An 11,182-nucleotide genomic window follows, 5' to 3' on the forward strand; every position below is an offset into this window, starting at 1 on the left:
GCCCCTAGTCCGCCCCTAATAATTTGTTTTTATAGTCAAATGTAGTCATGTGTTAAAAAATACAAAAAAACTTTAAATGTTACTGTACCAACAATTGCACTTTTATAGTGACCACATAGGCAATTAGATGTTACAATAACAACTTGTGTCAGTTTTGTCGTTATACAGATTTAAAGGAAAATGAAGCTAGAAAAATTTAAGGGTGGTATTAACGGCACTTTTGATTAATATTATCGTGCTGGGAATAATTATAGTCGGGGTTATCGGATGATTGATAATGTTTTTTATAAGATTCGCAAAGAGGAAATGATACGATGATTCAGTAAAAATAGGAGCGCACCAAGAAATGGGTTGCTCCTATTCATGCTTCTATCTGGCTCCATGCCGTTCTTTAATCAAACCTTGCCGATACGCGCCCAGCAAGCATTTTAACTCATCAATTTGCTGTAATAAATCCTTCCCAATATCTGTATCACGAACGAGTTTCCGCTCGGTTTCGGTCTCAATCACCTGACGTGTCGAGAGAATATCGGTTTCCTCCTGAATCGCGTCCTCTGTCGAAGTAAACGGCTGATGGGAAACGAGTTGCAGCCCAAAAGAATTGTAGAGTAGCGTATAGCCAGCCAGACCTGTTGTTTTCTGGTAAGCGGGAGAGAAACCACCATCAATAACAAGCATCTTGCCGCCTGCCTTAATTGGGCTCTCACCTTTACCTTCTTTGACCGGCGTATGGCCGTTAATAATATGGCCGCTGGAATCTAAGTCGAATTCGGCCAGAATCTGATGGCAAATCTGCTCCTCGTTTCGCAGTTTATAATACGCATTCTTCTCCTCCACATGTGTCTCTTTATCCTCCACAAAATAACGCTCAAACGTCGTCATTTCACTTTTTCCGAATAAGGAAGAGGCGGCGCCGGTCCATAAATACCATACGATATCAAGCGCATATTTCTTTTCTGGCGTTCCACTTGTCCGGAAATAGCCTTCTCGCGCGATTTGTTCAAATTGTTCTAGCAATGCCCGCCCAGCGTATTTCTGTCCTTTTAGCGTCATCTCCATAAAACTACCATCTTCGTTCAGCGGAATACAGCCGTGATACAGCAGATTGCTATTGTAAGTCAGAACCATGCTTCCTTTCGCGTACAAAAACGAAACGTGGCGCTGCAATTTTTCACAATTTTTAAAAGAGGAGACGAGTTTGTCGATTAGTTCGTGTTCTGCAGACGTGAGGGCGTATGGATTAGTTGGATCAATCGTTGGAAAATGGTGATCTTTGAGCGGATATGTTTTCCCTTTAATCGTCACGGTTCCAGCTTTGTAATCAATCATGTCGAGTAAAAGTCGATGCGCCATCTCGAATTCTGGGTGGCGCGCGATGATTTCGCCCTCAAGTTTGAACTGAATCACGGTAATCGCTTTATGCATCCGCGCAATCTGATTAATCTCGGTCGTACTTTGCTCCGTAATCGCGGTTTTCTGAGGTAAGAAAGCGGTACACGGATCTTCACCATAATTTACCTCGGCGAAAAGGGCAAGCGGACGGATCGAGATGCCATAGCTATCTTCAATAATATCCAGATTCAAATATCGACTCGAAATCCGCAACACATTGGCTAAACAAACGCGCGAACCACTCGCAGCACCCATCCAGAGCATATCGTGATTGCCCCACTGAAAATCGAGAGAATGGTAGCCCATCAAAGAATCCATAATTTTATCAGGATAAGGACCGCGATCATAGACGTCGCCAACAATATGTAAATGGTCCACAACGAGGCGCTGAATCAGCCGGGCGAGCGCACTAATGAACTCAGCGGCACGGTCAAGCGCGATAATACTCGTGATAATTTCCTGATAATAGAGCGATTTATCCATCACGAGATGATTTTCATGCAGTAATTCTTGCAAAATATATTCAAAATCGGCAGGCATTGCTTTGCGCACCTTGGAGCGGGTATACTTAGAAGAGACGTGGACGCAGAGCTCGATCAATTGGAAAAGAGTACTGCGATACCACAAATCAAGATTCTCCGTTGTGTCTGAAATCAGATCTAGTTTCTGCTCTGGGTAGTAGATTAAAGTCGCCAAACTGTTAATCTCGGCGTCCGTCAGTCGGTTGCCAAATACATCGTGAATTTTGCGTTTGACAACACCCGAACCGTTGCGGATGACCTGCTCAAAAGCCTCATATTCCCCGTGTAAATCACTTAAAAAATGCTCCGTGCCTTTTGGTAAGTTCAGGATTGCCTCTAAATTAATGATTTCTGTGGCGGTGCTTGCGATGGTCGGATAGTTACGAGACAACAAACGTAAATACTTGAATTGGTCTGCTTGCATAAATATAATTCCTCCCTTTATAAAAGCCAGATAATATTAATTGGTATAGTTCATTATAGAGAACGGAGACTCATTTCGCAAGGCAGATGATTCGAATTTTGAAAAACGGTTATGTACTATTAGTAGGAAGTAAGCTTTGAGAGGATGCGATTGAAAATGACAGTCATTATCGGAATTTCGGGAACTCGCCGTAGTATGGAGTTTCCACAAAATATATTTGAGGACCGCGCGACGGTGAACGATACGTATGTGAAGGCAGTTGCAAAAGCGGGAGGCGCGCCGATTATTTTGCCGGTGACAGAAACGGGTTATGCGAGGGAAATCGTGGCGCATATTGATGGTCTGATACTCACAGGAGGCGACGATATTTCGCCATTTTTATACGGGGAAGAACCATTGGCACGACTGAGTGGGACCTTACCAGACCGCGATTTATATGAGATGGAACTATTGAAAGAAACGCTAGCTCAAAATAAACCAGTGCTGGCGATTTGTCGTGGTGTTCAGCTGATGAATGTAGCTTTTGGTGGATCGCTTTATCAAGATATCAGTTATGCGCCGGGCATCGAGCGCCAGCATTTGCAGCATACCGATCCAGCTTTTCCGATTCATTCTGTTACGACAAAGGAAAATTCAGAGTTACGCGCGATTTTTGGTGAGAAGACGATGGTGAACTCGTTGCATCATCAAGTAATCAGAAATGTAGCGGCCGAATTTCACGCGACGGCTTGGGCAACTGATGGCGTAATTGAGGCTCTAGAACGCGAAGGAGACCTATTTGTCGTTGGGGTTCAGTGGCACCCTGAGATTATGGTGAAACAAGATGATGGCATGTGTGCTTTATTTGAAACCTTTATTCAAAAAGTCGAAACGAACAACGAGTAAAGCAAATGAATTCTAGGTAAAAATCTGGTACAATAGATAAACACACGAGAGGAGCTGGCAAACAGATGTTAGAATCCATTAAGAAATGGTCGGATAAAACACCACGGTTGTTGCGAGCAGCGTTAAATCTAGCCCTAATCCTAGTTGCAGTTATACTTGTCATTGCGATGTTTAAAGAGATTTGGGAGATTTTTCATAGTATTTTTTACGACACGTCTGAGAGTTTTTATCAGATTACCGAAGAAATTCTGGTATTCTTTCTTTATTTTGAGTTTTTAGCCTTGATTATTAAATATTTCGAGATGGAATATCATTTTCCGCTGCGTTACTTTATTTACATCGGGATTACAGCGATTGTACGTTACATTATTATCGACCATGAAAGTGCGCTATCGACGCTGCTTTTATCTGGCGCGATTCTGGTTCTTTTAATATCTCTTTTTGTCGCTAATACGAAGACGCTACGGCGGGATACGAATTAGTTTTAGGAGGAATTTTAGATGAAAATAGTAGTGATTGGGGCAACTGGAACGATTGGAAAAGCGATTGTCGCGAAATTGGAGCAGGAGCACACGGTGATTACGGCGAATCGTAAAGGGGCAGATATTGCGGTAGATATGACATCGATTGCAAGCATCCAGGCGATGTATGAGCAAGTCGGAAAAATCGATGCTTTAGTCATTGCTGCTGGTGCTGCTTATTTTGGACCGCTCACAACGATGACACCAGAGGAAAATGAGAAGTCTATTGATGGCAAGCTAAAAGGACAAATGAATCTTGTCTTGTTGGGGATGGAACACGTGAATGATGGTGGTAGTTTCACGCTGGTCACAGGAATTATGATGGATGATCCAATCCGGCAAGGCGCTTCTGCTGCGATGGTTAACGGCGGAATTCGAGCCTTTGTTAATTCAGCGGCGATTGAGATGCCGCGCGCGATTCGGATTAATAGTGTAAGCCCAAACGTATTGCAAGAATCTTGGGATAAATATGCAGACTTTTTTGCTGGTTTTACGCCGGTTCCTGTCGAGCGAGTGGCCCAAGCATTTGTGAAAAGCGTTCTTGGAGGCCAAACAGGTCAGAATTATGAAGTTTACTAGGAGGAATTAAAGGATGGATATAGTAAGAGGTACGAACGGTTTTGACGTGATACATGAGAACGGGAATTGGCAGTTAAATCGCGACACGGGCTTTTCGCCAACGCAAGCAACCGTAGCGGCTGTGGCAGCATGTAGCGGTTACGTTTACGATTCGATTTTAGAAAAAAAACGGATAGATTACACGATTGAGAACATTCACGCTGATTTTGAGCAGGATCAAGAAGCGGTCGTTCGCGTTTTAAAGAAAATCGAAGTAACCTTCACTCTGAAAGTGGCGCCAGAAAATGAAGCAAAAGCAGAGAAGGCGCTACATCTAGTGAAAAAATCATGCCCGGTTGCGATGTCCTTAGATCCCCAAATTGAGATTATCGAAAAAGTCATTTTTTCATAATAAAGGCGTAGGTATGAGTAAAAATCAAACCATAGGCCTAGGCAATTTTGGCAACAATGTAGCATAATGTAATTATAGTTGCCAAATATGTCGACATTGTAGAAAAATAAAATGATTTTTTGGCTGAATTTTTGTTATAATAAGGATGGACAAGAAAATCAGCGAGTTGCTAAATGCTTAGCGACTCGCTGATACAAGCTTGGGTAATGGCACGATGGTATTGTATCATGGTGTGGAGGGAAGGCGAAAACAGTGAACATAGGTATTTTTACAGATACTTTTTTTCCGCAGATTAGCGGTGTAGCGACATCAATTAAGACGATGGAAAAAGAGTTAACCAAACGAGGACACAATGTGTATATATTTACAACTTCAGACCCACAGGCTGACTTGGAGGCGGAACAAGGAAAAGTATTCCGTTTTTCAAGTATTCCGTTTGTGTTTTTTCCTGAGCGACGAATTGCAATGGCTGGAACACAAAAGGTGGCCCGTTTAATTAAACGTCTAGAAATTGATCTTATTCATACCCATACGGAGTTTTCAATGGGACTAATCGGGAAAAAAATGGCGAAAAAATTCGATCTTCCTGTTTTGCATACGTATCACACGATGTATGAAGATTATTTACACTATATTGGTAAGGGGAAATTGATTGGTCAAGGTGTGGTGCAAAAGCTAAGTCGGGCATTCTGTGATTCCATGGATGCGGTAATCGTGCCTACAGAGAAAGTGCAGACGTCGCTTAGGAGCTATGGTATTGCCAATCATATTCGAATTATCCCAACTGGTACGGAATTTAAATCGTTCCAACCCGATCGATTTCATGCAGATAATTTAGCGCAAACAAAGGCAGATCTGGGCATTTCTCCAGATGATAAGGTCGTTGTTTCGGTTGGACGCGTGGCGCAAGAAAAAGGTATCGATATTATTGTGAGAGCTTTTCCGAGCGTTCTGGCGAAGGTTCCCAATGCGAAATTGCTGATTGTTGGCGATGGACCTGCGCGTGCGGAGCTTGAAGAACTCGCATTTACGGAAGATATTTCGAAATCGGTTATCTTTGCAGGTGAACAAGACTGGGAAACAATCGGTCGTTTTTATCAATTGGGCGATGTGTTCGTGAGCGCGTCTACGTCGGAAACGCAAGGCATGACGTATATTGAGGCGATGGCATCTGGAATTCCGGTCATTGCAAAAGCGGATCGAAGTAATGAGAATCTGATTTTGAATCGAAAAACGGGTCGCAGTTTTAAAGCGGACTGGGAGTTACCTGGGGTGATGTGTGATATGTTGCAACAACCTGAGGTGGCGCAGCAATTAGCGGCCAATGCGTTACATCATATTGGGAGTTTTTCATCGGAACGGTTCGGCGCTACCATTGAACAAATATACATGGAAGTATGCGAGAATTATGGTTGGGTTGATGGGCAAAGAACTTATGAGCCGCTTGATCAATATACAGTGAGCAACTATGTTCTAAGCATTCCAGCAGCAGTTCTCCAAAAACGAGATAAGAAAGTGAGAAAATATCATGAATAGAATTACGATGCTATCCTCTGCGGAAAAAGTGAAAGGACAGGGGGTAGCTTCTGCTTATCGAGAGCTAATTAATTTAATGACGACACACCATGCGGATAAGTACGACGTGGCTATTAATACATATCGCAAATCTGAGATAACGCACTATCATACAATCAATTTTCCGTTCTTTTTATCCACATTTGCGAAGAAACGGCGCGGCGTGATGGTTGGTTATGTGCATTTTTTGCCGGAAACTTTAGACGAAAGTTTAGAGCTGCCGTGGATTGCGAAAAAAGTTTTTTATAAATATGTGATTATGTTTTACAAGCGGATGGACGTGCTCGTTGTGGTGAATCCGTCATTTATCCCACAGTTGGTGGCGTATGGTATACCAGAAGAGAAGATTAAGTACATTCCGAATTTTGTGTCTGCGAATACGTTTTATCCAATGGACACGACTGAAAAAATGGCGCTGCGCAAAGAACATGGTATCGCGCAAGATGCGTTTGTGGCGATTGGTGTTGGGCAAGTACAGCATCGTAAAGGTGTGCTGGATTTTATTGAGGTCGCGAAACAGTTGCCGGAGATGCAGTTTATTTGGGCGGGTGGTTTTTCATTTGGGAAAATTACGGCGGGTTATAAAGAACTGAAAGAAATTTACGATAATCCGCCTGCCAATGTGCAGTTTCCGGGGATTATCGAGCGCGCGGATATGAATGTCTATTATAATATGGCAGATGTACTCTTTTTGCCGTCGTTCAATGAATTATTCCCGATGGCGATTCTAGAAGGAATGAGTAGCGGGCTTTCGGTGTTACTTCGCGATTTAGAGCTCTATGAAGGGATTCTCGCGGGGAATTACATGGAAGCGTCTGATGTGGCTGGGTTTAAAGCCCAATTAGAACGGATGGCGACTGATCAAGCCTATTTAGAAACGGCAAAAGAGGGCGCGAAAAAAGGTGCGGCGTATTATTCGGAAGCCAGACTGACAGGATTGTGGCAGGAATTTTATGATGGGCTTTTGAAGGGATAGAGGCAGATGAGTAAAAATACGAGCCGGCATCTGATTAGTATTCTGCTAGTCGTTGCGATTAGTGTTGGATTTATTTATTTTCAATTTCGTGATGTCAAATGGAGTACGGTTTTCGATGTTTTGAAGCATGTGAATTTAGTTTATATTGGGATTGCTTGTTTGGCGATGTTTCTGTATTGGTGGTTAGAAGCGGTTGTGTTGCATCGTTTTGCCAAACAAGCAGATCCGACATTGAAGCTTCGGACGTCGTTTCGGATCACGATGATTGGGCAATTTTTTAATTCGGTGACGCCGTTTGCGAGCGGTGGACAGCCGGCGCAGCTCTATTTATTGACGCGACGAAAGATTGATATTGGTCTTGCGAGCTCGGTTTTACTTATCAAATTTATTATTTATCAAGCGGTGATTGTCGGCACGTTTATTTTCTTTTTGATTGTGGGCTTTCCTTTGCTGGGACACACGACATTTGAAATTAAGTACTTGATTTTGATTGGATTTGTGATCAATTTAGGGGTCATTGTATTCTTGATGACGGTAGCTAAAAGTGAGCGTGTGGCGGCTGCGATTGTGCATCTTCTTTTGAAACCCGCGCTTTTATTCGTTAAAAAGGAAAAGCGTGAGGGGATTCGTGAAAGTGCGGATAGTAAGATTTTCTCGTTTCATGAGGAAAGTGTGCGTTTCAGTGGGAATAAACGATTGATTTGGGAATGTGTCGGGTACACGACGCTGCAAATCGTATTTTATTTGAGTATTCCTTATTTTGTGTTACTTAGTATGAACGTGACGAATGTGGGCTTGATGACCGTGATGACATATCATGCGTTTGTGATGAAATTGTCGTCCTCGATTCCGACGCCTGGTGGTAGTGGTGGCGCGGAATATAGCTTCACTTCGTTTTTCGGAATGGTGCTTAGTCCTGATAAGTTGGTGATTGGGCTGATATTGTGGCGCTTGATTACGTATTATAGTTGTACGATTTTCGGAGCGATTGCGATGATACCTTTTGGACGGCGGAAGAATCGGCAACCGGGAGGAAATAAGTAATAATGACGAGGTTCCTATGAAAATGGGAATCTTTTTTAATTGAGAACGGCTCTCAACTAGGCAGGAGAGGCTTTGTTTGTTATAATAGAATTTCGGTGACAGAAAGGGGAGGTATAAAGATGTTGAAACGATTTTTTAGTTATTATAAGCCTTATAAGCTTTTATTTATAATTGATTTTGGATGTGCGGTTATTGCGGCGCTTTTGGAGTTAGCGTTTCCGGTGGCGGTGAATCAGGTGATTGATAAGTTGTTGCCGAATAAGGACTGGGGTTTGATTGTGACAGCGGCTTTGGCGTTGTTATTTTTCTATTTTTTGAATATGTTTATGCAGTATATTGTGACGTATTGGGGGCATATGTTGGGGTTGAATATTGAGACGGATATGCGCCGGGATTTGTTTGCGCATTTGCAGAAGCAGCCATTTGAGTATTATGACAATCAGAAGACGGGGAAATTGATGTCGCGGATGACGACGGATTTGTTTGAGATTGGGGAGGTCGCGCATCATGGACCGGAGGATATTTTCATTTCGATTATGTCGCTTGTTGGGGCGTTCTTGTTGATGATGACGATAAATGTGAAGCTTGCGGTGATGACGATTGTACTCGTGCCGATTTTGGGCGTTTTGATTATTCTATTTAATAAAAAGATGACGGGTGTTAATACGCAGATTTTTAAGGATTTGGGTAGTTTTAATGCGGGCGTGGAAAATGCGGTTAGTGGTGTGCGTGTCGTTCAGGCGTTTGCGAATGAGGGTTTTGAGCGGGAGCGTTTTGGTGTGTTGAACGAGACGTATCGCCAGTCGAAATTGATGTTTTATAAGGTGATGGGATTCAGTTTTTCGTTTAACTACTTCTTGATGCGTTTGATTACGTTGTTTGCGCTGTTTTTTGGCTCGTATTTTGTGATTAATGATGAGATTTCGTATGGGCAGTTTGTGAGTTTTATTTTGCTGACGAATGTGTTTATGCGCCCAATTGAGAAGATTAATTCGGTGATTGAGAGTTATCCGAAGGGCATCGCTGGATTTAAGCGGTTTATCGAGGTGATTGATACGAAGCCTGGGATTGTGGACCGCGCGGATGCGGTGGATGTGGCGCATTTGCATGGCGATATTCGGTATAACAATGTGTCGTTCCAATATGATTCTGGAAAAATGGTGCTGGACGGGATTGATTTGACGGTGAAGGCGGGCGAGACGATTGCGTTTGTTGGGCCTTCTGGTGCTGGGAAAACGACGATTTGTAACTTGTTGCCGCGGTTTTATGATGTGACGGACGGCGCGATTACGATTGATGGGATGGATATTCAGGCGATGACGCTTGCTTCTTTACGGGCGCAGATTGGTGTTGTGCAGCAGGATGTGTTCTTGTTCTCGGGATCGATTCGGGAGAACATTGCTTACGGGAAACTGGATGCGACGGATGAGGAAATTCAGTATGTGGTGAAATTGGCGCATTTGGAGAAAGTCGTGGGTGAGATGCCGAATGGTTTGAATACGATGATTGGTGAACGTGGTGTGAAGCTTTCGGGTGGTCAGAAACAGCGACTGGCGATTGCTCGGATGTTCTTGAAAAACCCACCAATTTTGATTTTGGACGAGGCGACGTCAGCACTGGATACGGAGACGGAACTTGTGATTCAGCAGTCATTGGATGAGCTGGCAAAGGGACGGACGACATTGATTATCGCGCATCGCTTGGCAACGATTAAACATGCAGATCGGATTATTGTGGTGAATGAGTCTGGTATTGCAGAACAAGGAACACACGCGGAGTTGCTTGCAAGACGTGGGGCGTATCGTAATTTGCACGATGCTCAGTTTGCAAGGAATGAATAGTAGTAAAATAGAAGTAATGTAAGAATATTTACCGAAAAATAACTTACCATTTATCGCTTCATCCTGTATAATAGAAGTTCAGACTAAGAAGAAAACAGGAGGAAACGATGCATTTATTTTTTGCCTATAAATTGTTCTGGCTGAATTATGCAGAATTTAAAGGACGATCAGTTAGATGGGAATTTTGGTTTGTTTTATTGTGGCACATCGCCATTTTTAGCATACTGCATGGAGTCACGCAATTGGGAAGTATTTTTGATTTACTAGGATTTGATAGTCATGTGGGTATTATCGTTGTTGCGGTTGCCAATGGTTTGTTGATGGGTTATGAACTAGCCATTATTGTCCCGCTTATTGCCTTGATTGTGAGGCGGCTTCACGATATGGATGTGACTGGTTGGGTTGCCCTTGTCGGACTTATTCCGGCGATTGGGGAAGGCTTGATTTTATTGCTTATGTGTGCAAAGTCGAGCCCCGGACCCAATAAATATGATGATGAAAAAAACTAGGTATCCATTAGGCAGTACCTCATAAGGAAGTAAATAAAATTATTGAGCGTGACATCAAACAAACGGATAATGTAAAAGCAATATGTCTTTGAGAATGCGTATCAGCATTCTAGACATATTGCTTTTTATTTTATACTGCTAATACTAATCAATCTTATTATGTTTTTTTTAAATAAGAATTCAAGGATAAAATTTCTATAGAACCATCTTCGCACTCTTCAAGAATAGTATATCCGCCTGTATCAGTTTCGTTACCATCTACTGTATTAGCTGCCACTACCATAGAATCAATATATTTCTCTATTTGTTCCTCTGTTATTACTTTGGAAATTGAAGCAATAATTTCGCCGTTACTTGTTTTTACTTTAAGTACAATGTTAGGCACATTTATTTCATTAGGTGTAACCATTCGAAAATTTCCTGTTCGAATTTTTTTATCATAAAGACTGATGTGATGTCAATATCTTGGACAAAATAAAATAGAATTAGTTTGCTATTTTTTCAAAAGCATTTGGTGTCAGATA

General features: G+C 42.4%; 11 protein-coding genes. 9 read left to right on the top strand and 2 right to left on the bottom strand.

Features of this window, described 5'->3' with window-relative positions; all coding sequences use genetic code 11:
- Nucleotides 1–369 precede the first annotated feature (369 nt).
- Nucleotides 370–2,337, bottom strand: coding sequence for a fructose-1,6-bisphosphatase (locus HCJ66_RS06885; protein ID WP_187132457.1), 1,968 nt, complete (start codon nt 2,335–2,337; stop codon nt 370–372).
- A 156-nt stretch (nt 2,338–2,493) separates the two neighbouring features.
- Between HCJ66_RS06885 and HCJ66_RS06890 the strand changes: the two genes are divergently transcribed.
- The 9 genes from HCJ66_RS06890 (at nt 2,494) to HCJ66_RS06930 (ending at nt 10,658) form a co-directional block, all read left to right on the top strand.
- Nucleotides 2,494–3,222 (top strand): gamma-glutamyl-gamma-aminobutyrate hydrolase family protein, encoded by a 729-nt coding sequence (locus tag HCJ66_RS06890; protein WP_187132458.1) that lies wholly within the window; start codon nt 2,494–2,496, stop codon nt 3,220–3,222.
- Between the two features lie 65 nt (nt 3,223–3,287).
- Complete coding sequence (psiE, locus tag HCJ66_RS06895) at nt 3,288–3,704, top strand: phosphate-starvation-inducible protein PsiE (protein ID WP_187132459.1); 417 nt, start codon at nt 3,288–3,290, stop codon at nt 3,702–3,704.
- Between the two features lie 18 nt (nt 3,705–3,722).
- Nucleotides 3,723–4,322, top strand: a complete 600-nt coding sequence (locus tag HCJ66_RS06900; protein WP_187132460.1) for a short chain dehydrogenase — start codon at nt 3,723–3,725, stop codon at nt 4,320–4,322.
- Nucleotides 4,323–4,335: 13 nt separating this feature from the next.
- A complete protein-coding gene (locus HCJ66_RS06905; RefSeq protein ID WP_187132461.1) occupies nt 4,336–4,713 on the top strand; it encodes an OsmC family protein in 378 nt (125 codons plus the stop codon).
- Nucleotides 4,714–4,965: 252 nt separating this feature from the next.
- Entirely contained in the window at nt 4,966–6,249 is a 1,284-nt protein-coding gene (locus HCJ66_RS16415; protein WP_187132462.1) for a glycosyltransferase, read from the top strand.
- A complete protein-coding gene (locus HCJ66_RS06915; RefSeq protein ID WP_187132463.1) occupies nt 6,242–7,264 on the top strand; it encodes a glycosyltransferase family 4 protein in 1,023 nt (340 codons plus the stop codon). Before HCJ66_RS16415 ends, HCJ66_RS06915 begins: the two co-directional genes overlap by 8 nt.
- A gap of 6 nt (nt 7,265–7,270) precedes the next feature.
- Entirely contained in the window at nt 7,271–8,308 is a 1,038-nt protein-coding gene (locus HCJ66_RS06920) for a lysylphosphatidylglycerol synthase transmembrane domain-containing protein (RefSeq protein WP_187132464.1), read from the top strand.
- Between the two features lie 119 nt (nt 8,309–8,427).
- Complete coding sequence (locus HCJ66_RS06925; RefSeq protein ID WP_187132465.1) at nt 8,428–10,149, top strand: ABC transporter ATP-binding protein; 1,722 nt, start codon at nt 8,428–8,430, stop codon at nt 10,147–10,149.
- A 107-nt stretch (nt 10,150–10,256) separates the two neighbouring features.
- Nucleotides 10,257–10,658: a DUF805 domain-containing protein gene (locus HCJ66_RS06930; RefSeq protein WP_187132466.1), complete on the top strand. Its 402-nt coding sequence runs from the start codon at nt 10,257–10,259 to the stop codon at nt 10,656–10,658.
- A 157-nt stretch (nt 10,659–10,815) separates the two neighbouring features.
- Here the strand turns inward: HCJ66_RS06930 and HCJ66_RS06935 are convergent, their stop codons facing one another.
- Complete coding sequence (locus HCJ66_RS06935; protein WP_187132467.1) at nt 10,816–11,067, bottom strand: hypothetical protein; 252 nt, start codon at nt 11,065–11,067, stop codon at nt 10,816–10,818.
- Nucleotides 11,068–11,182: the final 115 nt, after the last annotated feature.

The organism is Paenilisteria portnoyi, from assembly GCF_014322795.1.
GTDB classification, from domain to species: domain Bacteria; phylum Bacillota; class Bacilli; order Lactobacillales; family Listeriaceae; genus Listeria_A; species Listeria_A portnoyi.

What these genes read in the sequence shown, in the direction of transcription:
- HCJ66_RS06905 (WP_187132461.1), top strand. Translation starts at nt 4,336, where the DNA reads ATGGATATAGTAAGAGGTACGAACGGTTTTGACGTGATACATGAGAAC.
- HCJ66_RS06890 (WP_187132458.1), top strand. Translation starts at nt 2,494, where the DNA reads ATGACAGTCATTATCGGAATTTCGGGAACTCGCCGTAGTATGGAGTTT.
- HCJ66_RS06900 (WP_187132460.1), top strand. Translation starts at nt 3,723, where the DNA reads ATGAAAATAGTAGTGATTGGGGCAACTGGAACGATTGGAAAAGCGATT.
- HCJ66_RS06935 (WP_187132467.1), bottom strand. Translation starts at nt 11,067, where the DNA reads ATGGTTACACCTAATGAAATAAATGTGCCTAACATTGTACTTAAAGTA.
- HCJ66_RS06885 (WP_187132457.1), bottom strand. Translation starts at nt 2,337, where the DNA reads ATGCAAGCAGACCAATTCAAGTATTTACGTTTGTTGTCTCGTAACTAT.
- HCJ66_RS06920 (WP_187132464.1), top strand. Translation starts at nt 7,271, where the DNA reads ATGAGTAAAAATACGAGCCGGCATCTGATTAGTATTCTGCTAGTCGTT.
- HCJ66_RS06925 (WP_187132465.1), top strand. Translation starts at nt 8,428, where the DNA reads ATGTTGAAACGATTTTTTAGTTATTATAAGCCTTATAAGCTTTTATTT.
- HCJ66_RS06930 (WP_187132466.1), top strand. Translation starts at nt 10,257, where the DNA reads ATGCATTTATTTTTTGCCTATAAATTGTTCTGGCTGAATTATGCAGAA.
- psiE (WP_187132459.1), top strand. Translation starts at nt 3,288, where the DNA reads ATGTTAGAATCCATTAAGAAATGGTCGGATAAAACACCACGGTTGTTG.
- HCJ66_RS06915 (WP_187132463.1), top strand. Translation starts at nt 6,242, where the DNA reads ATGAATAGAATTACGATGCTATCCTCTGCGGAAAAAGTGAAAGGACAG.